Origin of the sequence: Bradyrhizobium sp. 87 (genome assembly GCF_023073015.1) — a bacterium.
Classification (GTDB): Bacteria; Pseudomonadota; Alphaproteobacteria; order Rhizobiales; family Xanthobacteraceae; genus Bradyrhizobium; species Bradyrhizobium canariense_D.
On sequence record NZ_JADPIQ010000090.1, the window covers coordinates 516541 to 539178 of the forward strand.

The following is a 22638-nucleotide window of genomic DNA, read 5'->3' on the forward strand; positions in this document are numbered from 1 at the left end:
AGTGCTGGGAAATGCTGGGTTTCAACAAGACCATCAGCGGTCTGATGGTGGGCGCCGGTCTGCTGCTCGCGGGGACCGCCGCACAGGCCGACAAATATCCGAGCAAGCCGGTCCACATCCTGGTGCCTTATGCGGCCGGCGGCGCCGTCGACGTGCTCGCGCGCACCTTGGCTCAGGCGCTGGCCGGGACTTGGGGCCAGCAGCCGGTGATCGACAATCGTCCCGGCGCCGGCGGAATCGTCGCGTCCCAAGCGCTGACGCAGGCCGCGCCCGACGGCTACACGCTGATCCTCGTCGCGAGCGGCCATCCACTCAACCAGTTCATCTATCCGAGCGTGCCCTATGACACGTTCAAGGATTTCACCGCGATCAGCGAAGTCGCCTCCTCCCCGCTCGCGATCGTCGTGGCCAAGGACAGCCCCTATAAGACGCTCAGTGATCTCCTCATCGCGGCGAAGAAGGAGCCGGATAAGCTCTCCTACGGCATGTCCGGCAACGGCACCTCGGCGCACCTTGCCGGTGAGCTGCTGAAATACATGTCCGGCACCAAGATCGTCGCGATCCCCTACAAGGGCGGCGCCCCCGCGCTGACTGCCGTGATCGCCGGCGACATCCCGCTCAGCATCAATCCGCTTGCGGAGGCCATCAGCCAGATCGAAGGCGGCGCGGTGCGCGCGCTCGCGGTGACCTCGGCCGAACGCTCCAAGGCGCTGCCCAATGTTCCGACCGTCGCGGAGTCGAGTGTGCCGGGTTACGACGTCTCCGTCTGGTGGGGCGTTCTTGGCCCGGCAAAAATGCCGCCGGATATCGTGGCGAAGCTCGAAACCGATCTGAAGGCGGCGTTGCAGGACCCGAACGTACTGTCGACGCTCGGCAAGATCGGCGCGGCCCCGGTCGGCTCATCGTCGAGGGATTTCGGCGCCTACATGCATGCCGAGGCGACCAAATGGGAGCCGGTGCTGAAGGCCGCCGACATCCGCGCGCAGTGAGGTGCTTCGCATGAGGACCAGCGCGCTGGACACGATCCAGCGCCAGGCAGGCTTGCGCGGCGCCACGAAGGCCGACGCGCAAGTAGGTCAATTGCGTGCGCTCGCCCGCATCTTCTCCGGCGGCGCGGGACGCCGCACGAAATCGGCGTCATCGTCGCCTCCTCCCGACGGGATCAGGATCGCGCGCTCGCGCGGCAGCGCTTCCGGCATCTCGTCCCGGATGAAGGCGATGAGCTTCTCCCTCATCTCGCAGCGCAGGTCCCAGGACTGCGGCGCGTTCCTGGCGCTGACGAGGGCGCGGAGCTCGATGGTGCGAGCATCCGCGTCAACGACCTGGAGATTGACCACCTCGCCGTCCCAGAGCTTGGACTCCTTCACTGCTTCTTCCAGCCAGCGCCGGATCCGCGGCACGTCGGCACGATAATCGACATGAAACGCAATCACGCCGATCAGGGACGCAGTGTCGCGGGTCCAGTTCTGGAATGGCTTTTCGATGAAATAAGACAGCGGCACCACCATGCGGCGCCAGTCCCACAGCCGGATCACCACATAGGTCGCGGCGATGTCCTCGACCCAGCCCCACTCGTTCTCGATGATGACGGCATCCTCGATGCGGATCGGCTGGGTGATTGCGATCTGCATGCCCGCGATCAGATTGCTCAGCAGCGGCCGGGCGGCAAGACCAACGATGATACCGGCGGCACCGGCGGAGGCGAACAGGCTGACGCCGTATTGCCTGACCGAGTCGAATGTCATCAGCGCGGTCGACACCGTGATGATGACGATGATGATATCGGTGACGCGCTTGAAGACGCGGACCTGGGTGACGTGCTTGCGCGCGACAAAATTCTCGGTGACGTCGCGAAAGTTCTGGAGATACCGTGCCGCGCTCATATCCACGATCCGGATCGAGATCCAGCCGATCAGCGCAATGAAGGCGACGACGAACAGGCGCGTCAGCGGCGTGCGGAAGGCGTCGTCCAGCGGCGCGAGCGGCAGCACCAACGCTACGGCGGCAAGACTGAGGGCCAGCTGAGTTGGGCCCGCGGTGCGGGCGATGAACACGCTCACGAGCGGGAGGCGGGTTCCGAAGGCGCGGTTGAACAGCCAAACCGAAAGGCGATAGATCGACAGGGCGATCAGGATCGCGCCCAAGACTAGAGTGAGGCCGACGAACCACGACGGGATCCACCCGAACATCCTGTCGATGTCGGCCAAAAGGGTCTGCCAATCCATTAATGTCCCCGCATTGCATCCGCGCTTGCGTTCAACGCGTTTCAGCGTCGTTCGCTCCCCCGCTCGGTGCAATGCAGCATCCCTCTGGTGCAATCATCGCCGAACTGCGCTATTTGTGGTCAATCATGACTCGACGGACCGGCAGCGCCGATCTTCCCCTTCACACCGGCCGGGTTCCACCCTGGCTGGCGACCCGCATGTCGTCGCTCGGCGCGATCGTCACACAGGCGATCGTGCATCACTACGGACGCGATGCATTCCTCCAGCGGCTCTCGCACCCGTTCTGGTTCCAGTCGTTCGGCGCCGTCATGGGGATGGATTGGCACTCCTCCGGCATCACGACGTCGGTGATTGGCGCGCTGAAGCGCGGGCTGGGACCGCTCCAGGACGAGCTCGGAATCTACGTCTGCGGCGGGCGTGGCCAGCACTCGCGCAAGACCCCGGACGAGCTGATGCAGCTCGGCGACCGAATCGGCTTCGACGGCGCAAAGCTCACGCGTGCGAGTCGCCTCGTGGCGAAGGTTGACAGCGCCGCGGTCCAGGACGGCTTTGACCTTTACCTGCACGGCTTCTTCGTCACCGCCGACGCCAAATGGACCGTGGTGCAGCAAGGCATGAACGGCGACAAGCGGCAGGCCCGCCGCTATCACTGGCATTCCGAGGCGCTGAAGAGTTTTGTCGACGCACCGCACAGCGCGATCGACGGGCCGCGGCAAGGCGAGATCGTCAACCTCACCGACCATCGCGCCGAGATCTCGCGCACCGCGCAGCTCGAGCTTCTGAGCGATCTCGGCCCGGATCGTATCCTTTCCGAATTCGAGCGGCTCACCGGAACTGCGCCCGCGCCCGCACAGGCGACGCTGCCGCACCTGATCATGCCCGGGCATCACGACGTGCGGCCGAAGGACGTGTTTGCGCGCCGCCTGCACGGCACACTCGCTGCTGCGGCCGAGCGCGGCCCGGTCGACTTTCCGGAGCTGCTGCTGACTCCCGGCGTTGGCGCTCGCACCGTTCGTTCGCTGGCGATGGTCGCCGAAGTCGTGCACGGCGCGCCCTACCGCTTCAACGATCCCGCGCGCTTCTCGCTTGCCCACGGCGGCAAGGACCGGCATCCCTACCCTGTTCCACTCAAGGTCTATGACGAAACCATTCGCGTGCTGAAGGGGGCGATTCAGAACGCAAAGCTCGGGCGCGAGGAAGAGATGCAAGCCATCAAGCGCCTCGACGACCAGGCGCGGCGGCTGGAGCGCACCGCGCATGGGCCATCCGTCGAATCCTATATCGCCGGAGAGCGTGCGGCCTCGCCCGATCTCGACGGCCGTTCCGTGTTCGGCTGGGAGCGTGATCTCGGGTCGACAAAAAAGCAGACCGGCTGAAAGCCGGTCCGCGAGTTCAGCGGGAAGGAACGCCGCTCTCAGGTCTCGTCGGTGCCCGGCTCCTCGTCGAGCCGGTTGGCCGAGTGGTCCTGATATTGTTCGGTCTGGATCGCCTTGCCGTCCATGCCGCGAATGTCCGAGTGCTGCGCCTTGTCGCGGTTTGACAGCACCATGTTGTCGCCGATCTTCTCCTTGGGCACGTCCGTCATGGCGCCGCTGCCGTCGCCCTTGCCGTGCATGCCCGATCTGAAATGCGTCTTGCTGCCACGACCACCTGGCATCTTTTTCTCCTCTTGCTTTGATCGCCCGTGCAGCTCAATGCTTCTGCTGTGCCGGCGTCGGTTTCGGCGGCTTGTGTCCGCTTTGGCCGGAATCATTGTGCTTGTTGTGATCGCTTTCCTGGTTGAGGCCGCCTCGGCTCACCGGGAATTCACTCTGTCGCGCCTCAGGTCGCGCCCGGTGAACGGCCGTATTCTCCGGATTGTGGCCGAGGGCGCGCTCAAGCTCTCGCGCGTCTGGAACATCCGGCTTGCGCTCGAGGATGCGAACCTGTTGCTCGTGGGTCTTCTTGCCTTGCATGCTCGTCCTCCGGAGCTATCGGCCTCTTCGGTGCGTGCCACTGCGTGCGATGTCCTTGTCGATGTCGCCAGCGGCGTTCACGTCGTTCTCGACGTCGCCTTCGATCGTGTTCTCGCCCAAGGCGTCCTCGAGGTCCTCAGGCGAGATACCGGCCATCGTTGCGCCCTTCGATCCGCCGATCATGGGGTTATTTTGCATATCCTTTTCCGTCGGTGCGTAGAGTTTGGGTTGCTTGTTGGTCATGCCTCACCTGCCTCCGCCTTTTCCGGCCTCGTCATGCCTGTGGTGTGAATCGTGCTCGCCACCTCCGCCGGAGACGCGGCTGTGGTTGCGCTGCGGGTCGTCCGCCGCGGGCTTCTTCACTTCGAGCGGTGCCTTCGCATTCTCATGCGATGCGCCTGGTCCGCCCTGACGGATGCTGTTCGGTGTCTTGGTGGATGTCGACATGAGGGTCCGCTCCTCAGCGATCTTGCTGATAGCCTTGGTTGGTGGTGTTCTGCTTGATGTTGCCCTGCTGCCCTTGCTGGTCCGGATTTTGCGCACGCTGCTGGCCGCGCGGGGCAGTCGAGGACACTTGCTTGCTGTCGCCGGTTCCCTTCGGACTTTGATTCTCGGCGGGAACAGGTGGCATCTTGCCGGTCATGATGCTGTCTCCTGTTGTTGATCTGCGACATCGACCGGAGGAACTCGTCGCGGCTTTCGATGTCGCAAAAACAACTAGAGCAACGGCATGCCGTTCCTACCGACGAGTGCAGAGAAATTTTCCGCAAGGTGTAAGTCTCAGCAGGCCACTGGCTGGGAACGAACCAACATCGATCCAGCTGATGCTGTCGCCTGTGCTGCGTGGCCGTCGGGCGCGACAGGGAGGTTCGCGATCGCTCGCATGCCCGGTCGCTTGCGCCAGTGGATCTGAGACACGTCCACAGCAAAGCCAAGCCGCGGCCATCGCACAAACAACGCTTCCAGGGCACACGCTGCCTCGATGCGCGCGAGTTGATGGCCGAGGCAGAAATGGATGCCCGTTCCGAAGGACATGTGACGGTTCGGCTTGCGCGCGGGATCGAGGCTCTCGGGGCGCTCATGCATCGCCGGGTCCATGTTCGCGGCGGCGAGCATCACCATGACGCGATCGCCCTTCTTGAGACGCACGCCCGCGAGCTCGATATCCCGCCTCACATAGCGGGGCTTGGAGAACTGCACCGGCGACACGAAGCGCAGGAATTCCTCCACCGCAAGCCCGACGCGGCTCCAGTCCTGTGCCAGCCAGTCGCGGACGCCGGGATTTCTGAGGAGCTCGTAGACAGAACCGCTGATGAGATGCGTGGTGGTCTCGGAGCCCGCCGCGAGCAGTAGGAACACCATCGACACCATTTCGTCCGGCGTGATCTGGCCGCCCTCGCGCTCGACCTGAACCAGCTCCGCGATCAGGCCTTCGCCGCCCCGCACGCGGGCAATCTGCAGCTGCCGTTCGAGGTAGGCTCGCATCTTGCGGAACGCGAACAGCATGCGGAAGAAGCTGGCGACGTTCGTAAGTGAGGACATCGTATTGGCCCAGGCGATGAAGCGGGGGCGATCGGCCAACGGCAATCCGAGCAGCTCGGAGATCACCGCGAGCGGCAGGATGCGCGCATAGCGCTGGACGAGATCGGCCGGGCTTCCTGCCAGGAACAGCTCGTCGGCGAGCCCGTCCGCGATGGCGCGGATGCGCGGCTCCATCGCGACGATCGCGCGGCGGCGGAAGGCCTCGTCAACAATGCTGCGCAGCCTTGTGTGGTCAGGCTCGTCCATTGTCAGCATGTTGTTGGCGATGGTTCTGACGTAGTTCGGCATCCACCAGCGTAAACCCGCGACGTCCCCATCCTCCTTGCGCAGCGTGAAATCGGTGCCGTCCTTCAGGACCTGCGCGGTGGCCTCATGGGTCGTGGTGATCCAAACATCGCCGACGAGAGGAAATCGCGCCGCGACCACAGGACCGGACATGCGCAACGTTGCGATCGCCTTGGGCAGATCGCGAAAGAAGGCCTCGCTGGTGAAATCGAGGCGTGGTGCCATGTGATCACCGAAGCGGTTGACGGGGTCTCACCAAGACGGTGCACGACGCCGCCCGCGCAAGGGAACCCGGAACCTCCGCTTCGGCTTCGGTGCAGGCGTGAGAGTCGAGTTTACCCCCGCCCCGGCGAACGCGGGCCGATCTTGCGCTGCTGCTGGTTGGTGTAGGCGTCCCAATTGCTCCAGCTGCCGTTGCTGAGGCTTCGCAGGTCGGTGGTGAGCGGACGGCGCGTGCGCTTGTCGTGATCGGCGATCACGCGCTCGGATTGCACGATCTTGCGCTTGAGTTCCCCGAGCGCCTTCTGGGTCTGGCCGTTCCGCTTCGAAGACGCGATCTCGCCCATCGTGAAGCGCGCGGTTTCGAGCGCCTTCAACTCGGCGCGGTTCTTCTTCAACTGAACCCGGTGCCAGGCGATATTGCTGTCGCTGTCCGCAACCATGTGGGAACTCCGCTGATTCGTTCCCACAGTGTATCGCGTGCCGAATCGACGCCGCAACGGGCGCGCGGCGGCGAAAATACGGTCTTCTTGCGCGGGGGTTCCGGGCTCAGCGCTCGGCGAAGGCCTTTTCGACCACGAATTGGGCCGGCTCGCCGTGATTGCCCTCGACAAGACCCCGCTCGCCGAGGAGCACGCGGGTATCCGCCACCAGCGCCGGGCTGCCGCAGATCATGACGCGATCGTGGGCCGCCTCCAGTGCCGGCAGGCCGATGTCGGAAAACAGCTTGCCCGACGTGATGAGATCGGTGATGCGCCCGCGATTGCGGAAGGGATCGCGCGTCACGGTCGGATAGTAGATCAGCTGGTTGCGGATGTACTCGCCGATCAGCTCGTCCTTGGGCAGCGTCTCGGTGATCATCTCGCCATAGGCGAGCTCCTTCACGTGTCGGCAACCGTGCAGCAGCACGACCTTCTCGAACCGCTCGTAGGTTTCGGGGGCCTTGATCACGCTCAGGAACGGCGCAAGACCCGTACCGGTGCCGATGAGGTAGAGGTTGCGGCCGTCCTCCAGATTGTCGATCACCAGCGTGCCGGTGGCCTTGCGGCTGACGATGATCTCGTCGCCTTCCTTTAGATGCTGGAGCCGTGAGGTGAGCGGGCCGTCCGCGACCTTGATCGAGAAGAACTCCAGCGTGTCCTCGTAATTGGCGCTGGCGACGCTGTAGGCCCGCAGCAGCGGCTTCTCGCCGACCTTGAGCCCGATCATGGTGAATTCGCCGTTGCGGAAGCGGAAGGTCGGGCTGCGGGTGGTCTTGAAGGAGAACAGCGTGTCGGTCCAGTGGTGGACGCTCAAAACGGCTTCCTGATTGAAATTGCTCATCTCACCCTTCCGTGGCGCGTCGTGGCGGTTTTCAAGGCGGCAGCTATGCGTCGTTTGTATACGATCATTTGTATACTAATGAATAATCCGGCTTGATCCCGCGGTCAAGGCTGCCCAAGATCGGAAGCGTTGCAGTTAAGGACAAGGACCCATTCCATGGCGCATGACGCACCCCAGGCCACCGGACCCTCGAAGCTCGTGATCCGCAATATCGGCCTGATCCTGTCCGGCGCGCTGGAAAAGCCGATCCTGGACGGCGACACCATCGTCGCCGAGAACGGCAAGATCACCGCGATCGGCCGCTTCAAGGACCTCAACACCGAAGGCGCGACCACCATCGTCGAGGCCAACGGCACCACGGTGGCGCCCGGCCTGATCGACAGCCATGTCCACCCTGTTGCGGGCGACTGGACGCCGCGCCAGAACCAGATCGGCTGGATCGACAGCAATTTGCATGGCGGCGTCACCACGATGATTTCCGCCGGCGAGGTGCATATGCCCGGCCGCCCGCGCGACGTCGTGGGGTTGAAGGCGATGGCCATCTTCGCGCAGCGTGCATTCTGGAATCTGCGGCCTGGCGGCGTGAAGGTTCACGCCGGCGCGCCTGTGATCGAGTGCGAGATGGTGGAGGAGGACTTCAAGGAGTTGGCCGCAGCCGGCGTCAAGCTGCTCGGCGAAGTCGGCCTGGGCGGCGTCAAGGACGGCCCCACGGCGCGAAAAATGGTCGGCTGGGCCCGCAAATATGGCATCCAGAGCACGATCCACACCGGCGGTCCTTCGATCCCCGGCTCCGGATTGATCGACAAGGATGTGGTGCTTGAGGCAGACACCGACGTGGTTGGCCACATCAATGGCGGTCACACCGCGCTTCCCGACGACCAGATCCGCTGCATCTGCGAGGGCTGCAAGCGCGGCCTCGAGCTCGTTCACAATGGCAACGAGCGCTCGGCGCTGTTCACGTTGCGCATTGCGCGCGAAATGGGCGATCTGCACCGCGTCATCCTCGGCACCGATGCGCCGGCCGGCTCCGGCGTGCAGCCGCTCGGCATTCTCCGCATGGTGTCGATGCTGTCCTCGCTTGGCGACCTCCCGGCCGAGGTCGCGTTTTGCCTGGCCACCGGCAACACGGCGCGGATGCGCGAATTGGATTGCGGCCTGATCGAAGTGGGCCGCTCGGCCGATTTCGTCATCATGGACAAGGCGCAGCACTCGGCCGGCAAGAACATTTTGGACAGCGTCCAACTCGGCGACCTCCCCGGCATCGGCATGACCATCATTGACGGTATCGTGCGCACCCAGCGCAGCCGCAACACCCCGCCGGCCGGCAGGGTGCCCGAGGTGGTGGCGAAGTGACGCAGCCGGAGCGGCTCGCCGCTCCCGTGCTCCCTTGACAGCATTGAACAAGTCGTCGGCCTGCTGCGTCTAACGCAGGCAGTTCATTGCTGGAACGCCGAGGGAGACATGAAGAATTCGTCGCGGATTGCCGCCGGTGTTGCCGGTGCGGTCGGAGGTTATGTCGCGACCTTTGTGCTGTTTTCAGTGCTCGATCTGGGCAACCGGGCGGACCCGATCACGTCTGGCCTGTTGGCACTGTTCGTCTACTCACCCATCGGAGCGATCGCTGGCGTGGTGCTTGCCAGCTGGCTGGTGACGCGTTCCGGCACGGATGCAGGCAATAGCGGTCTCGCGCGCAACAGCCTGAACTCGCTTGGTGTCGTGGTCCTGCTTTGCGTGGCCGCCGCCGCCACCTACCTGGGCGTCGCGTACATGACGGCCACGCCCTGGCTCAACCGAAACGGTGCCACTCCTGCGCTCGTCTTCGAGGTTCGCCTTCCGGCCGGCGCAACCGTGCCGAAGTCACCGCAAGATATCACCATCGAATTGCAGACGGACCTCAACACCATGCCGGGCGAATCGAACGCAGCTGGCTTCCATAGTGACGGCGATCAGCCCGTCATCGCAGGCGAAGTCGAACTGGCGTTCCGAACCTCGCACCGGCAACTCGCCGTCAACATCCAGGGACAGCCCAGCCGAATCTACCCGATCGGATTGACGGCCTCGGCTCCGCATACGCCGGAGTTCGGAACGTGGCGGCGGCTCGCCGATGGCAGCGAAATCCGCTATCGCGCAAAATGGCCGGGGAAGACGTAGCAGGATCACCGCGGTTTCGCTATCTCACAACGCACATAGGTCTGGCGCTTGCCCGGCCCGACCGGGCTGTTGTCCATCACCAGCTTGCCGTTCGCGGCAATGGAAACCCGGGGACTGGAGCGATACTTCTCACCCTCGCCTTCGCAGGCGAGCTTCATTTTCCAGGCGAGCTTCCCGTCGGCAGTGATCTCGCTGGCGCGGCACCGGGTCTCGTACCAATAGAGACGGTTGCCGCCCTCGATGCTCATGCAGTTGGCGCTGTCCTCGTCGCGGCAATCCTTTTTGGTTGACGCCCAGAACCCCTCATAGGCTTGCGCCGCCAGGGCGGGAGCAGACTGGCCCGCCAGCATCACACTCATGCTCAGAGCCATAGCAAACCGGGTCGCCGCTCTCATGTCAAAAACCTCGACAAGACCTTCACCGAGGTTAGTCGCGCCTCACCGCAGCTTGTTCAACAGCGCCATCAGCATCTCGCGCTCCTTTGCCTCGAGCGGCGCCAGCGTCTCTCGTGTGATCGCAAGCGCATTCGGCGCGACCTTTTCCGCCAATTGCTGGCCCGCGCGCGTCAGGCTGACCAGAAGCCGCCGTCCATCCTCCGGATCCTGGCTGGTCTCGGTGAGGCCGCGCGCCGTCAACCGATCGATCACGCCCTTGATGGTCGCCACGTCCATCGCAGTCAGGCGCCCGAGCTGGTTCTGCGAGCATGGCCCGGCCTCGGCGAGCTTCGACAGCGCCGCCCATTGCGTCGGCGTAATGTTGGTGCCGATCTCGCGAGAGAAGATCGCGCTGTGGCGCTGCCAGACCTGGCGAAGGATGAAGCCGACCTGCTCGTCGAGCACATAAGGCGGCTTTGCCGGTTTGACGCTTTTCTTCGCCGCGACGCTTCTCGCCATCCGCTCGATGCCCTTGCCCTTTGCCTTCACAACGACAGATGCGCGTCGCGGATATCCGGACGCGCGTCGAGCTCGGCCATGGTGCCGCCGAAGCAGATGCGGCCGCGCTCGATGATATAGGCGCGATCGGAGATCAGCCGCGCAAAATGCAGATTCTGCTCGGAGACGACGATGCTGACGCCCTCCTTCTTCATGGTCAGGATGGCCTCGACCATCTGCTCCACGATTTTCGGCGACAGGCCTTCCGAGGGCTCATCCAGCAGCACCAGCGATGGATTGCCCATCAGCGTGCGCGCGATGGTGAGCATCTGCTGCTCGCCGCCGCTCATGCGGCCGCCCGGGCGATTTTTCATCTCGCCGAGGTTAGGGAACAGCGAAAACAGCTTGTCGCGAGTCCAGTGCGGCGCGTTCGGGCGCTTCGGCTGGCGGCCGACCTCGAGATTCTCTTCCACCGTCAAATCGGTGAAGATACGCCGCTCCTCCGGCACGTAACCAAGCCCATCCCGCACGATCTCATGTGTCGGACGCGCCGAGACATCCTTGCCTTCGAACATGATCCGCCCCGACCGCTGCGCGACGAGCCCGACGATCGAGCGGAACGTCGTCGACTTGCCGGCGCCATTGCGGCCGAGCAACGCCACGACTTCCCCCTGGCCGACCTCGAACCCGATGTCGAACAGGATATGCGCCGGGCCGTAATGACTGTTGAGATCCTGTACTGTGAGCTTCATGCCGATGCTCCCTCGCGATGCCCGGCCTCGTAAAGCAGGCCCTCGCCGAGGTAGACCGCCTGCACTTGCGGATTGCCGCGGACCTGGGCGGGCGAGCCCTCGGCGATCAGCGTGCCGCGGTTGAGCACGATGATGCGGTCGGCGTGCTCGAACACCACGTCCATGTCGTGCTCGGTGAAGAGAACGCCGATCGATTTTTCCCGGGCGATCTGCGCGGTCAGCCGCATCAAATCGACCCGCTCGCGCGGCGCCATGCCGGCGGTCGGCTCGTCCATCAGCAGCAGCTTTGGCTGGTTGGCGAGCGCGACGGCGAGCTCGAGCCGCTTGAGATCGCCATAGGCAAGCTCGCCGCAGGGGCGATCGGCGTAACCGCCCATGCCGACCAGCTCGAGCAGTCGCCCGGCTTCGCCGCGGTCGAAGTTCGGCGCCGAGCCCCAAAGATTGTACAATTGCTTGCCATGCGAGATCAGCGCGACTTGCACGTTCTCGCGCACCGTCATGGTCGCGAAGGTCGCGGTGATCTGGAAGGTGCGACCCACGCCCATCCGCCAGATCTCGCGCGGCTTCCTGCCGGTTGTGTCCTCGCCGAGCAGGCGGACGTGGCCGGTATCAGGCTTGTTCTGGCCATTGAGCATGTCGAAACAGGTGCTCTTGCCCGCGCCGTTCGGTCCGATCAGCGCCAGGATTTCACCGGCGCGCAGCGAGAACGAGACGCCGCGCACGGCATGGACGCCGCCATAGGATTTGGTCAGTCCTTCGACCGCGAGAAGTGGGGGCGCGACGCTCATTCGGCGGACTCGATCGGCTTGGCAAGCAAGGGTGACCCCGGCGGCGACGTCTTCCTGCGGCGCTGCGCTAACATCTCCAGCATGCCGACGATGCCCTTGGGGAAGACGACGACGATCAGAACGATGAAACCGCCGAGCACGAGTTTTGACAGGTCGGTCTGACTGACCAGCCAGATGTTCAAGGCCTTGTAGACGATGGCGCCGATCACCGCGCCCGACACCGTCTCGACGCCGCCGAGCAGCACCATGACAAGGACGTCGACCGAGAGCGAGATGCCGAGATTGTCCGGAAAGACGCTGCCCTTGAGGTAGGCGAACAGCGCGCCGCCAATGCCCGCGGTCGTGCCCGCGATCACGAAGGCGGTCCACTGGATGCGCTTGGTGTTGATGCCGACCGCTTCGCTGCGCAGCAGCGAGTCGCGCGTCGCCCTCAGCGCATAGCCGAACGGCGAGAACACCATGGCCCGCAAAGCGATCGTCACGAGCGCCGCAACACCGAGCGACAGCCAATAGAAATGCGATGGGCTCGCCGCCCAGCTCGAGGGCCAGACGCCCAGGATGCCGTTGTCGCCGCCGGTGACGCTCACCCACTGGAACGCGATCGACCAGACGATCTGCGCGAAGGCGAGCGTCAGCATCGCAAAATAGACGCCGGAGAGCTGCACCGCGAAGAAGCCGAACACGGCAGCGCCCATGCAGCCGAGCAGCGGACCGAGCAACAGGCAGACGATCATCGGCAGTCCCGCCATCTTGGCGAGGAAAGCGACGCCGTAGGCGCCGAGGCCGAAATAGGCGGCGTGGCCAAAGGACGCGAGCCCGCCGACCGACATCAGGAAGTGCAGGCTGACGGCGAAGATCACCGAGATCGCGATCTCGGAGCCGACGGTGAGCGCATAGTTGCCGGCGAACAGCGGCAGCGTCGCCGCAACGACGAGCGCTGCAAACGCAGCCAACCGCTCATTCGACGTCAGCGGTCGCCAGGGATTGACGGTGAGACCGGGCGTCTTGCGGGCCGGCGCCTCGGGCCTGCCGAACAAGCCCCAGGGCCGCACGATCAGCACCACCGCCATCACCAGGAAGACCAGGATGATAGAGATTTTTGGAAAGATCAGGATGCCGAAGGCGTTGAGCTCGGAGACCAGCACAGCCGCGACGAAAGCGCCGATGATGCTACCGAGGCCTCCGATCACCACGACGACGAAGACCTCGACGATGATGCGCAAATCCATCGCATGATGCACGGCATCGCGTGGGATCTGGAGCGCACCGCCGAGAGCGGCGAGGAAAACGCCGACCGCAAACACGCTCGTGAACAACCATTTCTGATTGACGCCCAGCGCCGCGACCATGTCGCGGTCCTGCGTCGCTGCGCGCACCAGAACGCCCCAGCGCGTGCGCTGGAACAAGAGCCAGAGAATGCCGAGCACGACCGGTCCGAGCACGATCAGAAACAGATCATAGCTCGGAATGTTCTGGCCGAAGAAGTCGATCGCCCCCTTGAAGCCGGGCGCACGGCGCCCCACGAGATCGTCTGGGCCCCAGATCAGGACGACGAGGTCCTCGACCATCAAGGTCAGGCCGAAGGTCGCAAGCAGCTGGAACAGCTCGGGCGCGTGATAGATGCGCCGGAGCAGCACCATCTCGACGATGACGCCGATCAGCGCCACCGCGAACGCCGCCGCCACGATGCCGCCCCAGAAGCCGAATGCACCTGACAGCCGCTCCGTCAGCGTGAAGGCGACATAGGCGCCGATCATGTAAAAGGCGCCATGCGCAAAATTCACGATCCGCGTCACGCCAAAGATGATCGACAGGCCCGACGCCACCAGGAAAAGCGACGCTGCGCTGGCGAGACCGGTCAGAAACTGTACGACGTAAAAGGCCATCTGCGGTCCGGGTTAAGCGTAAGTCGCAATATTAGGCTTCATCCTTCGAGACGGCGCTACGCGCCTCCTCAGGATGAGGTCCGGGACCCTCATGGTGAGGAGCGCGGCTGCGCCGCGCGTCTCGAACCACGAGGCCCCGGTCTCACTTTGGATCAATCCTTCGGACGCAGCTTCTCGACTTCGGCATCACTTGGTAGATAGTCCGCGCCCTTCTTGTAAGACGAGTCCACCATCACGCCCTTACCGTCCTTCAGCGCGGTCTTGCCGACATAGGCACCGAGCGTCGACTGGTGATCGATCTTGCGGAAGGTGATCTCGCCCAGCGGCGACGGCATCGAAAGTCCTTCCGCCGCAGTGATCAGCTTCTCCGGATCGGTCGAATTGGCCTTCGCCAGGATCGCCGCCGCCGACTTGATGGTCTGGTAGCCAACGATCGAGCCGAGGCGCGGATAGTCGTTGTACTTGGCCTGATAGGCCTTCAGGAACGCGTCGTGCTCGGGCGTCTTGATCGAGTACCAGGGATAGCCGGTGACGATCCAACCCTCGGGCGTCTCCTCCTTGAGCGGATCGAGATATTCCGGCTCACCGGTGAGGAACGAGACGACCTCGCGTCCCTTGAACAGGCCGCGGGTGTTGCCTTCGCGCACGAGCTTGACGAGATCGGCGCCGAAGGTGACGTTGAGGATCGCTTCGGGATTGGCCGCGGCAACCGCCTGCACCACCGGACCGGCGTCGATCTTGCCCTGCGGCGGCCACTGCTCATCAACCCACTGGATGTCGGGCCGCTTCTCCGACATCAGCTTCTTGAATACGGCAACCGCGGACTGGCCGTATTCATAGTTCGGCGCGATCGTCGCCCAGCGCTTTGCGGGCAGCTTGCTGGCCGCTTCCACCAGCATCGCGGCCTGCATGTAGTTCGAAGGACGCAGTCGGAACGTGTACTTGTTGCCTTTCGACCAGGTGATGGCGTCCGTCAGAGGCTCGGCCGCCAGAAAGAACACCTTCTTCTGGTTGGCGAAGTCGCTGACCGCAAGACCGATGTTCGACAGGAACGTACCCGTCAGCATCGCCACGCCCTCGCTCGACACCAGCTCGTTGGCCGCGGTCTGCGCATCTGCCGGCTTGCCACCATCGTCCTTGGAGACGACGATGAGCTTCTTGCCGTTGATGCCACCGGCCGCATTGATCTCTTCGACCGCGAGCTGCCAGCCCTTGCGATAGGGCTCAGTGAACGCCGGCAGCAGCGAGTAGCTGTTGATCTCGCCGATCTTGATGTCCTGCGCAAGGGCCGAATGAGCCATGCCGCTTGCCAACAGCGCGAACGCCGCCCCGACAAAATAGTTCTTTGCTCGCATCCCAACCTCCACTTTCTGAAAAGATTAACGCAGTCCGTCTTCGCCCTTGATCTCCGCAACGGTCAGCCCGCCGACGCGCGGCAAAGGACGGCCACTGTCGGTGACGGCGACCGCGACCATGATCTCGTTGGCGCGCGGCGCGTCGTTGATCTGCACTTCCATGCCATCGAAATGACTGCGCACGAAGGCTGCATCCTTGTGGCCCAGCGGAACGTCCAGCGTCGTGCCGGGTCCACTGCGCTTCTTCGACGACGGGATCAGCGCAGCGCCTTTGCCCAGCACTTTACGCACCGGCGCGCCCATTTTCGGGTGAAGGATGGCGGCTGCATGCTCCAGCTCGCCATTCTCGCCGACGGCCGCGGCCTTGCCATAGCTCTGCGCCTTGGACCCGTCGATGCCGAGCGCCGCCACCGCGCGCTTCGAGAGCAGCTCGCCGAGCTCCTCGCCAATCGCGATTAGCGGCGAGAGATCCTCGACATACTTTCCAGCAAACGGATTCTCGATCACGGCGATCGCCGCCGCACGCCGCGTCGGCGGTGAGACCTGGCGGCCCATCTCCATCTGCGTCTCTTCGACGACGGTGACGATCTTGCGGATGATCGCGCTCATGATTGTTTCCTCAAACCGCTTCCCAGTTCAGGCATGGACCGCGTTCTCTTGTACAAGCGGGCGCGATCGTTGCCGTTCAATATCCTTGGTCCCGATGACAATCATATCACCACAAAGCTGCAACACGGCACCCTCGATCAATCCGCGATCGAATAATTGCCGTGCACATTCCGCGCCAGATTCGAGCGCGGTGGTGATCTCGTTCTGCGACAATCCACCAACGTTGCGGGTCACGAGCCGCGCGCCAAGATCGCTGTCGGCCTGAAGTTCGTTCGCAGGTTTTCGGATGATGGCGGGATGCCCCGGCAGATCGACGGCGTTCGCAACGATCGTCGCGGCCGCGTCGGCTTGCGACGCCGTTCCGGCCAGTACGGTCACCGCATCGGCAATCCCGAGGGAAAAGCTGCGGCCGTGCCGTCCGCTGGTCGCAATGCCACGCACGGGATCATCGGCGTCCACCCTGATTGTCCGCATCACGCCGTCGCGATCGGGCCGGTCCATCAGGCCGACCGAAAAATGCTCGCCCTCGCCGAGATGCAGGGCAATGTCTCCGCCATTGTTGACATAGGCCCGATCGAGCGCCGCAGCGTTCAGCATTGCGCCCAACACCTCCTCCGCCACGCTGCCGGCCACAGCTGCCATCGGCGTGATGAAGCCATCACCGGCATAGGGCGCCACCGCGGCGTGCATGCGACGCGCCACAACGCCTCTCAACGAGGTCCGCTCCTCGACAGCGGTCCGCAGTTCCGGCAGTTCCGCGCAGAGCTCGTCGAGAAGCCCGGTGAACCGTTCGGCCGCAGCCTTATAGGCCTCGCGCACTGCGTCGGTGGCCCCCCTCGCTTCGACGATCAGGTCAATCGGTCCATCCTGCAAATGCTGCCGCCGGCCGTCAGACAGCAATGCGATTTGCGGGAGCCTTGTCATGCCCGAGGTCCCGGGATCGGGTTTTGCCAGGGCAATTGGCGGACGTCGTCGCCGCCTTGAACCTCGGCGAGCGGCTTCACATAATCCATGTGCCCGCCGAGCGCCGCATAGTCCGACAGCTTCATCGTGAATTCGATCGGGGCGACCAGCGCTGGCGTCGGCACGTAACCGAATGCCCCCGCCGGCATCTGCGTCACGTCGACCATGTAGGTAATGCCGCCGCCCGGCCAGACATAGACCGGTGCGCCGCCACTGGTGACGCGCGTCAGCGCGTCCTTGACCGAGCGGGTCAGCCGCACCGGATTGTCGGTCACGCCCGCCCGCAAGGAACCACCGGCGCCCGCCATGAACAGCACCGTACACAGCGCCGGTTCGCAATTCTCCTGAATGCGCTCGACCGAAAACTTGAGGTCATCCGGCATCTCGGTCTCGACCGGCTTCAAGGCTTCGTCGAGCACGTAATAGGACGAATGCTCGCCCGTCGTGGAGACCATCAGCATCGAGAGGCCAGGCTTGGCCTCCTTCGCGTCGAACGGTCCCAGGATTGCGAGCGGATCGGAGATATTGGTGCCGCCCCAACCCGTGCCGGGATCGGCGACCTGGAAATAGCGGCCGGGCGTCGAGCGGCGCCCATTCATCTTGATGCCGGTATCGGCGATGTCGAGCAGCTTGCCGGCCTGGTGCTCCGAGAGCACGCCGGTGATATGGTCGTCGACCACGACGACCTCGTCGACCTTGCCGTGCCATTGCTTGGCGAACATGCCGATGGTCGCCGAGCCGCAGCCGACGCGCATGCGCTCTTCTTTCATGCCGTTGACGATCGGCGCCTGGCCGGCCTGCACCACCACGCTCGCGCCGCCGTCGATGGTGAGTTCGACCGCCTTGCAATTTGCGAGGTCCATCAGCGTGTCGCAGGTGACGCGGCCTTCCTTCTTGGAGCCGCCGGTCAGATGGTGCACGCCGCCGAGCGACAGCATCTGCGAACCGTATTCGCTGGTGGTGACATGACCGACCGCCTCGCCTTGTGCACGGACGGTCGCCGTCTCCGGCCCGAGATAACGGTCGGTGTCGATCTTCACCTTGATGCCGCAGTACGAGAAGATACCCTCGGTGACGACAGTCACCATGTCGACGCCGTCGACCTCCGCCGAGACGATGAACGGCGCCGGCTTGTAGTCGGGATAGGTCGTCCCCGCGCCGATCGCCGTTACAAAGGTGGAAGGCTCGTGGACGATCTTGCCGTCCCAATCTTCGGTGCGGCTGAACGGAACGAGCTTGCCGCCATGGGACACGGTGCGCTCCAGGATCACATGCGGATCGACGCGGACGAGCTTGCCCTCGTGATTGGCATAGCGGTCGCAGGCGCCCGCCGCGCCCGGCTTGATGTAGCACATCACCGGACACGCATCGCAGCGGATCTTGTCGATGGCGGCGCTCGTAGGTTCAGTCACCATGTCAAAGCCAGCCGACAGTGCAGTTATCATTTGTACACGAACGATGTTGCGCGCCCTCCCGATGACTGTCAAGCGGCGGTGCGGCGCAAAACATACGCCTGCCGCATAAAACCTCGTTTGCCTATCCGGCCTGTCCACAAAGAAGGCACTCGCGCTGCACTGCGGCATATCCGGCTTGCACGTTTGTGTACAAACGGTATCGTCACAACGTAGATTTTGAGCGGACTTGGAATTTCGCGAAGCTTTGGCCGCGGCGCTCAACGAGTCGATTTGGGAACGAGGATGACGCAGACACCGATCCGCATCACCGTGAACGGCAGAATCCACGAGATCACTGCGGCGCGAGCCACGCCTCTGCTCTACGTGCTGCGCAACGATCTCGCGCTCAACGGTGCGAAATACGGATGCGGCCTCGGTGAATGCGGCACCTGCACTGTCCTGATCGATGGCGCGGCGGCGCGCTCCTGTGTCATTCCGATCAGTGGCTGCGCCGGCCGCGACATCGTGACGCTCGAGGGGCTCGGTACCCGCGACAAGCCGGATGTGGTGCAGCAGGCCTTCATCGACGAGCAGGCCGCGCAATGCGGCTATTGTCTCAACGGCATGATCATGACGACCAAGGCGCTGCTTGCGATCAACCCTCAGCCCACCGAACAGGAGGCGCTGGCGGCGCTGCGCTACAATCTCTGTCGCTGCGGCACGCATATCGAAATCCTGCGCGCCGTGATGCGTGCGTCTGGTCAGCTTGCCGAGGCCGGTGATTGATGGCCTCCCCGCATCCGAACGGAGCTGAGCTGCAATCCGGCTCGCTCGTCGTCGTCCGCACGGTGGACGAGTGCACATCCGAGACCTTCGTCCGCATCACCGCGGACGGTTCGGTCACAGCCTACAATGGTCATGTCGATCTCGGCACCGGCATCCGCACGGCGCTTGGCCAGATCGTGGCTGAAGAGCTCGACGTCTCCTTTGCCCGCCTCGTCGTGGTGCTCGGCGACACCGCAACGGTGCCGAACCAGGGCGCCACGATCGCAAGCGAGACCATTCAGATCACTGCCGTTCCCCTGCGCAAAGCCGCCGCGCAGGCGCGTCACTTCCTGATCGCACGTGCGGCCGAGCGCCTGGAGCTGCCGGCAGCCGATCTCAGGATCGAAGACGGCCTCGTGCGCGGGCACGACAATCGCAGCGTCAGCTATGGCGAGTTGATCGGCGGAGAGACCATTCGTCTCGAGCTTGCCGACGACGTCGCCGTCAAGCCGGTCGGCGATTACGCCATTGTCGGCCAATCGATGCCACGCGTCGACCTGCCCGCCAAGGCCACGGGCGAGCTGACGTTCGTGCATGACATCCGTATGCCGGGCATGCTGCACGGCCGCGTGGTGCGCCCGCCCTATGCCGGCGTCGACGCCGGCCCGTTCGTCGGCACCAGCCTGATTTCGGTCGATGAATCCTCGGTGCGCGACATTCCCGGCATCATGGCCGTCGTACGCATCGGCGATTTCGTCGGAATCGTCGCGGAGCGCGAGGAGAACGCGATCCGCGCGGCGGAGCAGCTTGCGGTGAGCTGGCGACCGACGCCTGAACTGACCGATCTCGCCGACGTCGAGACGGCGCTTCGTGCCAACCCGTCCACGCCGCGCACGCTGATCGACAAGGGCGATGTCGATGCTGCCATTGCCGGCGCGGCCAAACCGATGCGGCGCACTTACGTCTGGCCATATCAGATGCATGCCTCGATCGGCCCGTCCTGCGCGGTCGCCGACTTCCAGGACGGCAACATCCGTGTCTGGTCGGGCACGCAGAACCCGCACGTGCTGCGCGCAGACCTGTCACTGCTGATCGAGCGTCCCGAGAGCGAGATCGAGGTCATCAGGTTGGAGGCCGCCGGATGCTACGGCCGCAACTGCGCCGACGATGTCACCGCGGACGCTTTGTTGCTCTCGCGCGCGGTCGGCCGGCCCGTGCGCGTACAGCTGACGCGCGAGCAGGAACACGCCTGGGAGCCCAAAGGCGCCGCGCAGCTCATCGACGTCAATGGCGGCCTGGATGCGGCGGGCGACGTCGCTGCCTACGATCTCGCTACGCGCTATCCGTCGAATGCCGCGCCGACGTTGGCGCTGTTGCTGACGGGACGGATATCGCCGAGGCCGGACGTCCTCCAGATGGGCGACCGCACCGCGATCCCGCCTTACGATTACGGCCACATGCGCGTCGTCGCCCACGACATGGCGCCGATCGTGCGCGCGTCCTGGTTTCGCGGCGTCTCGGCCCTGCCCAACACCTTTGCGCATGAATCCTATATCGACGAGGCCGCGACCGAGGCCGGGGTTGACCCGGTCGAATATCGTCTGCGTTACCTGAAGGACCAGCGCGCCGTCGATCTCGTCCATGCTGTCGCCGAGCGCGCGGGCTGGACGCCGCGGCCGGTGCGCGAAGAGAAAGACGGCGAGATCGTGCATGGGCGCGGCTTTGCCTATGCGCTCTACGTCCACAGCAAATTCCCCGGCTATGGCGCGGCTTGGTCGGCCTGGGTCACCGACGTTGCCGTGAACAAGTCGACCGGCGAGGTCAGCGTGACGCGCGTGGTTGCTGGGCAGGACTCCGGATTGATGATCAACCCGGACGGTGTGCGCCACCAGATCCATGGCAACGTCATCCAGTCAACCAGCCGCGCACTGATGGAGGAGGTCTCGTTCGAGCGCGGCGCAGTCGCGGCGCGGGAATGGGGCGCCTATCCGATCATCCCCTTCCCTGACGTGCCCAAGATCGACGTGTTGTTGCTGCCGCGGCCGGACCAGCCGCCGCTCGGCGTCGGCGAATCCGCCTCGGTCCCGAGTGCGGCTGCGATTGCGAACGCGATTTTCGATGCCACCGGCGTGCGATTTCGCGAGCCGCCGTTCACGCCCGAGCGCATCCTGAATGGATTGCACAGCGGCGGGCCGGCCACGCGGCAGGCGCTGCCCGCTCCCGCTGCGCCACAACCATCCCGTATCTGGGAGAATCCATTCGCCAAACGCGCCGGCATCTTCGCGACGGTCGCGGCCGTCTGCACCGCGGCGATTGGCATCGGTGCGGCTGTTTTGCCCGGCCGCGCCATCGCACCGATCGCGCGGCCAGACCCATCGGTCTATTCCGCAGCGACGATCGCGCGCGGGCAACAACTGGCCGCACTCGGCAATTGCGCGGAGTGCCACACCATGATCGGCGGTGCGCTCAACGCCGGTGGCCGCGCGCTGGAGACGCCGTTCGGCACGATCTACGCGACCAACATCACGCCCGACGTCGAGACCGGCATCGGCGTCTGGTCCTATCCCGCATTCGAGCGCGCGATGCGCGACGGGCTGCATCGCGACGGACGGCAACTCTATCCCGCCTTCCCCTACACGCACTTTTCGAAGACTGGCGATGCCGACATGCAGGCGCTTTATGCCTATCTAATGGCACAGCCTGCGGTGCGCGCGACGCAGCCTGCGAATACGCTCGCCTTTCCGTTCAATCTCCGCCCGCTACTTGCCGGATGGAATGCGCTGTTCCACCAGACGCGAGAGTTCAAGCCTGATCCCGCGAAATCCAAGGTCTGGAATCGCGGCGCTTATCTCGTCGAAGGTCTCGGCCATTGCAGCGCCTGCCATTCGCCGCGCAACACGCTCGGCGCCGAGCAGCGTGACGCCTATCTCGCCGGCGGTTTTGCCGAGGGCTGGGAGGCGCCGCCGCTGACGTCGCTGTCGCAAGCGCCGATCCCGTGGAACGAAGACGAGCTTTTCGCCTATTTGCGCACGGGCCACTCGCGATATCATGGCGTCGCCGCTGGGCCGATGGCGCCGATCGTCAGGGATCTGGCGGCCCTGCCCGACCAGGACATCCGCGCCATGGCCGTCTATCTCAACTCGTTCAATGACACCGCGACCGATAGGAAAGCGCAGGATGCGATCGCTCTGAAGCTAGAAGCTTCAACGCAAGTCACGATGGCGTCCTCAACCGGCGCGCGCCTCTATCAGGGCGCCTGCGCCGTCTGCCACGAGGTCGGCGGCCTGGCGCTGTTCGGCAGCCGCCCCTCGCTCGCCCTCAACAGCAACCTGCACAGCGCCACATCGGACAATCTCGTGCAAATCATCCTGCACGGCATCGCCGAGCCGGTGTCGAGCAATCTCGGCTATATGCCGGCCTTCAAGAACAGCATGAGCGATGCGCAGGTCGAGGAGCTGGTCACCTTCCTGCGCAAGCAGTTCGCACCCGACAGGCCAGCATGGATCGGTGTGAAGGAGACGATTGCGCGTGTGAGAGCCGCCGCGAACTGAGCG

The 22638-nt window shown here is 64.3% G+C and carries 24 protein-coding genes; 6 read left to right on the forward strand and 18 right to left on the reverse strand.

Features of this window, described 5'->3' with window-relative positions; genetic code table 11:
* The first annotated feature begins 11 nt into the window (after positions 1-11).
* Complete coding sequence (locus IVB50_RS25225; RefSeq protein WP_247297598.1) at positions 12-989, forward strand: tripartite tricarboxylate transporter substrate binding protein; 978 nt, start codon at positions 12-14, stop codon at positions 987-989.
* A gap of 87 nt (positions 990-1076) precedes the next feature.
* On the opposite strand, the gene IVB50_RS25230 is transcribed toward IVB50_RS25225, so the two are convergent.
* A complete protein-coding gene (locus IVB50_RS25230) occupies positions 1077-2225 on the reverse strand; it encodes a mechanosensitive ion channel domain-containing protein (RefSeq protein WP_018459302.1) in 1149 nt (382 codons plus the stop codon).
* Between the two features lie 125 nt (positions 2226-2350).
* Between IVB50_RS25230 and IVB50_RS25235 the strand changes: the two genes are divergently transcribed.
* Positions 2351-3601: a DUF763 domain-containing protein gene (locus IVB50_RS25235; RefSeq protein WP_026233776.1), complete on the forward strand. Its 1251-nt coding sequence runs from the start codon at positions 2351-2353 to the stop codon at positions 3599-3601.
* A 38-nt stretch (positions 3602-3639) separates the two neighbouring features.
* Here IVB50_RS25235 and IVB50_RS25240 read toward each other — a convergent pair whose 3' ends face one another.
* From IVB50_RS25240 to IVB50_RS25275, 8 genes are all read right to left on the reverse strand, one after another.
* A complete protein-coding gene (locus IVB50_RS25240) occupies positions 3640-3882 on the reverse strand; it encodes a hypothetical protein (RefSeq protein ID WP_026233777.1) in 243 nt (80 codons plus the stop codon).
* Positions 3883-3916: 34 nt separating this feature from the next.
* Complete coding sequence (locus IVB50_RS25245) at positions 3917-4180, reverse strand: hypothetical protein (protein WP_018459305.1); 264 nt, start codon at positions 4178-4180, stop codon at positions 3917-3919.
* A gap of 15 nt (positions 4181-4195) precedes the next feature.
* The gene (locus tag IVB50_RS25250; RefSeq protein WP_204510918.1) at positions 4196-4423 is read right to left on the reverse strand and encodes a hypothetical protein; all 228 of its coding nucleotides are present in this window, start codon (positions 4421-4423) and stop codon (positions 4196-4198) included.
* Positions 4424-4426: 3 nt separating this feature from the next.
* Complete coding sequence (locus tag IVB50_RS25255; protein WP_204510917.1) at positions 4427-4627, reverse strand: hypothetical protein; 201 nt, start codon at positions 4625-4627, stop codon at positions 4427-4429.
* A 13-nt stretch (positions 4628-4640) separates the two neighbouring features.
* On the reverse strand, positions 4641-4823 hold the full coding sequence (locus IVB50_RS25260; RefSeq protein ID WP_018459308.1) for a hypothetical protein: 183 nt from the start codon (positions 4821-4823) through the stop codon (positions 4641-4643).
* Positions 4824-4960: 137 nt separating this feature from the next.
* Positions 4961-6232 (reverse strand): cytochrome P450, encoded by a 1272-nt coding sequence (locus IVB50_RS25265; RefSeq protein WP_247297600.1) that lies wholly within the window; start codon positions 6230-6232, stop codon positions 4961-4963.
* Positions 6233-6342: 110 nt separating this feature from the next.
* Positions 6343-6669 (reverse strand): hypothetical protein, encoded by a 327-nt coding sequence (locus tag IVB50_RS25270; RefSeq protein WP_018459310.1) that lies wholly within the window; start codon positions 6667-6669, stop codon positions 6343-6345.
* A 106-nt stretch (positions 6670-6775) separates the two neighbouring features.
* Positions 6776-7549: a ferredoxin--NADP reductase gene (locus IVB50_RS25275; RefSeq protein ID WP_247297601.1), complete on the reverse strand. Its 774-nt coding sequence runs from the start codon at positions 7547-7549 to the stop codon at positions 6776-6778.
* Between the two features lie 156 nt (positions 7550-7705).
* On the opposite strand from IVB50_RS25275, the gene IVB50_RS25280 reads away from it, so the two are divergent.
* Positions 7706-8902 (forward strand): amidohydrolase family protein, encoded by a 1197-nt coding sequence (locus tag IVB50_RS25280; RefSeq protein ID WP_018459312.1) that lies wholly within the window; start codon positions 7706-7708, stop codon positions 8900-8902.
* Between the two features lie 108 nt (positions 8903-9010).
* On the forward strand, positions 9011-9700 hold the full coding sequence (locus IVB50_RS25285) for a hypothetical protein (RefSeq protein ID WP_247297602.1): 690 nt from the start codon (positions 9011-9013) through the stop codon (positions 9698-9700).
* 5 nt (positions 9701-9705) lie between these two features.
* Here the strand turns inward: IVB50_RS25285 and IVB50_RS25290 are convergent, their stop codons facing one another.
* The 9 genes from IVB50_RS25290 to IVB50_RS25330 form a co-directional block, all read right to left on the reverse strand.
* Positions 9706-10095 (reverse strand): hypothetical protein, encoded by a 390-nt coding sequence (locus IVB50_RS25290; protein ID WP_346658552.1) that lies wholly within the window; start codon positions 10093-10095, stop codon positions 9706-9708.
* 42 nt (positions 10096-10137) lie between these two features.
* A complete protein-coding gene (locus tag IVB50_RS25295) occupies positions 10138-10593 on the reverse strand; it encodes a MarR family transcriptional regulator (protein ID WP_007592445.1) in 456 nt (151 codons plus the stop codon).
* A gap of 26 nt (positions 10594-10619) precedes the next feature.
* The gene (locus tag IVB50_RS25300) at positions 10620-11324 is read right to left on the reverse strand and encodes an ABC transporter ATP-binding protein (RefSeq protein WP_018459315.1); all 705 of its coding nucleotides are present in this window, start codon (positions 11322-11324) and stop codon (positions 10620-10622) included.
* Positions 11321-12112, reverse strand: a complete 792-nt coding sequence (locus tag IVB50_RS25305; protein WP_018459316.1) for an ABC transporter ATP-binding protein — start codon at positions 12110-12112, stop codon at positions 11321-11323. The genes IVB50_RS25300 and IVB50_RS25305 overlap by 4 nt, the downstream gene beginning before the upstream one ends.
* The gene (locus tag IVB50_RS25310; RefSeq protein WP_247297607.1) at positions 12109-13998 is read right to left on the reverse strand and encodes an ABC transporter permease; all 1890 of its coding nucleotides are present in this window, start codon (positions 13996-13998) and stop codon (positions 12109-12111) included. The genes IVB50_RS25305 and IVB50_RS25310 overlap by 4 nt, the downstream gene beginning before the upstream one ends.
* Before the next feature lie 152 nt (positions 13999-14150).
* The gene (locus tag IVB50_RS25315) at positions 14151-15353 is read right to left on the reverse strand and encodes an ABC transporter substrate-binding protein (RefSeq protein ID WP_018459318.1); all 1203 of its coding nucleotides are present in this window, start codon (positions 15351-15353) and stop codon (positions 14151-14153) included.
* A 24-nt stretch (positions 15354-15377) separates the two neighbouring features.
* Positions 15378-15962: an amino acid synthesis family protein gene (locus IVB50_RS25320; protein ID WP_085352760.1), complete on the reverse strand. Its 585-nt coding sequence runs from the start codon at positions 15960-15962 to the stop codon at positions 15378-15380.
* 27 nt (positions 15963-15989) lie between these two features.
* A complete protein-coding gene (locus IVB50_RS25325; RefSeq protein WP_247297609.1) occupies positions 15990-16886 on the reverse strand; it encodes a UPF0280 family protein in 897 nt (298 codons plus the stop codon).
* A complete protein-coding gene (locus IVB50_RS25330; protein ID WP_247297611.1) occupies positions 16883-18340 on the reverse strand; it encodes a 6-hydroxynicotinate reductase in 1458 nt (485 codons plus the stop codon). The genes IVB50_RS25325 and IVB50_RS25330 overlap by 4 nt, the downstream gene beginning before the upstream one ends.
* Before the next feature lie 282 nt (positions 18341-18622).
* Here IVB50_RS25330 and IVB50_RS25335 point away from each other — a divergent pair, with 282 nt between their 5' ends.
* Positions 18623-19105 carry a (2Fe-2S)-binding protein gene (locus IVB50_RS25335; RefSeq protein ID WP_085352758.1) on the forward strand — a complete coding sequence of 161 codons (483 nt, stop codon included), beginning with the start codon at positions 18623-18625 and terminating at the stop codon, positions 19103-19105.
* Entirely contained in the window at positions 19105-22635 is a 3531-nt protein-coding gene (locus IVB50_RS25340; RefSeq protein ID WP_247297612.1) for a molybdopterin cofactor-binding domain-containing protein, read from the forward strand. Before IVB50_RS25335 ends, IVB50_RS25340 begins: the two co-directional genes overlap by 1 nt.
* Positions 22636-22638 lie beyond the last annotated feature (3 nt).

Excerpts from the sequence above, each read along its gene's own strand:
- IVB50_RS25225 (WP_247297598.1), top strand. The coding sequence starts at position 12 with ATGCTGGGTTTCAACAAGACCATCAGCGGTCTGATGGTGGGCGCCGGT.
- IVB50_RS25295 (WP_007592445.1), bottom strand. The coding sequence starts at position 10,593 with ATGGCGAGAAGCGTCGCGGCGAAGAAAAGCGTCAAACCGGCAAAGCCG.
- IVB50_RS25310 (WP_247297607.1), bottom strand. The coding sequence starts at position 13,998 with ATGGCCTTTTACGTCGTACAGTTTCTGACCGGTCTCGCCAGCGCAGCG.
- IVB50_RS25335 (WP_085352758.1), top strand. The coding sequence starts at position 18,623 with ATGACGCAGACACCGATCCGCATCACCGTGAACGGCAGAATCCACGAG.
- IVB50_RS25240 (WP_026233777.1), bottom strand. The coding sequence starts at position 3,882 with ATGCCAGGTGGTCGTGGCAGCAAGACGCATTTCAGATCGGGCATGCAC.
- IVB50_RS25235 (WP_026233776.1), top strand. The coding sequence starts at position 2,351 with ATGACTCGACGGACCGGCAGCGCCGATCTTCCCCTTCACACCGGCCGG.
- IVB50_RS25315 (WP_018459318.1), bottom strand. The coding sequence starts at position 15,353 with ATGCGAGCAAAGAACTATTTTGTCGGGGCGGCGTTCGCGCTGTTGGCA.
- IVB50_RS25325 (WP_247297609.1), bottom strand. The coding sequence starts at position 16,886 with ATGACAAGGCTCCCGCAAATCGCATTGCTGTCTGACGGCCGGCGGCAG.
- IVB50_RS25280 (WP_018459312.1), top strand. The coding sequence starts at position 7,706 with ATGGCGCATGACGCACCCCAGGCCACCGGACCCTCGAAGCTCGTGATC.
- IVB50_RS25275 (WP_247297601.1), bottom strand. The coding sequence starts at position 7,549 with ATGAGCAATTTCAATCAGGAAGCCGTTTTGAGCGTCCACCACTGGACC.
- IVB50_RS25270 (WP_018459310.1), bottom strand. The coding sequence starts at position 6,669 with ATGGTTGCGGACAGCGACAGCAATATCGCCTGGCACCGGGTTCAGTTG.
- IVB50_RS25320 (WP_085352760.1), bottom strand. The coding sequence starts at position 15,962 with ATGAGCGCGATCATCCGCAAGATCGTCACCGTCGTCGAAGAGACGCAG.
- IVB50_RS25265 (WP_247297600.1), bottom strand. The coding sequence starts at position 6,232 with ATGGCACCACGCCTCGATTTCACCAGCGAGGCCTTCTTTCGCGATCTG.
- IVB50_RS25290 (WP_346658552.1), bottom strand. The coding sequence starts at position 10,095 with ATGAGAGCGGCGACCCGGTTTGCTATGGCTCTGAGCATGAGTGTGATG.
- IVB50_RS25260 (WP_018459308.1), bottom strand. The coding sequence starts at position 4,823 with ATGACCGGCAAGATGCCACCTGTTCCCGCCGAGAATCAAAGTCCGAAG.
- IVB50_RS25255 (WP_204510917.1), bottom strand. The coding sequence starts at position 4,627 with ATGTCGACATCCACCAAGACACCGAACAGCATCCGTCAGGGCGGACCA.
- IVB50_RS25230 (WP_018459302.1), bottom strand. The coding sequence starts at position 2,225 with ATGGATTGGCAGACCCTTTTGGCCGACATCGACAGGATGTTCGGGTGG.
- IVB50_RS25300 (WP_018459315.1), bottom strand. The coding sequence starts at position 11,324 with ATGAAGCTCACAGTACAGGATCTCAACAGTCATTACGGCCCGGCGCAT.
- IVB50_RS25285 (WP_247297602.1), top strand. The coding sequence starts at position 9,011 with ATGAAGAATTCGTCGCGGATTGCCGCCGGTGTTGCCGGTGCGGTCGGA.
- IVB50_RS25330 (WP_247297611.1), bottom strand. The coding sequence starts at position 18,340 with ATGGTGACTGAACCTACGAGCGCCGCCATCGACAAGATCCGCTGCGAT.
- IVB50_RS25250 (WP_204510918.1), bottom strand. The coding sequence starts at position 4,423 with ATGACCAACAAGCAACCCAAACTCTACGCACCGACGGAAAAGGATATG.
- IVB50_RS25245 (WP_018459305.1), bottom strand. The coding sequence starts at position 4,180 with ATGCAAGGCAAGAAGACCCACGAGCAACAGGTTCGCATCCTCGAGCGC.
- IVB50_RS25340 (WP_247297612.1), top strand. The coding sequence starts at position 19,105 with ATGGCCTCCCCGCATCCGAACGGAGCTGAGCTGCAATCCGGCTCGCTC.
- IVB50_RS25305 (WP_018459316.1), bottom strand. The coding sequence starts at position 12,112 with ATGAGCGTCGCGCCCCCACTTCTCGCGGTCGAAGGACTGACCAAATCC.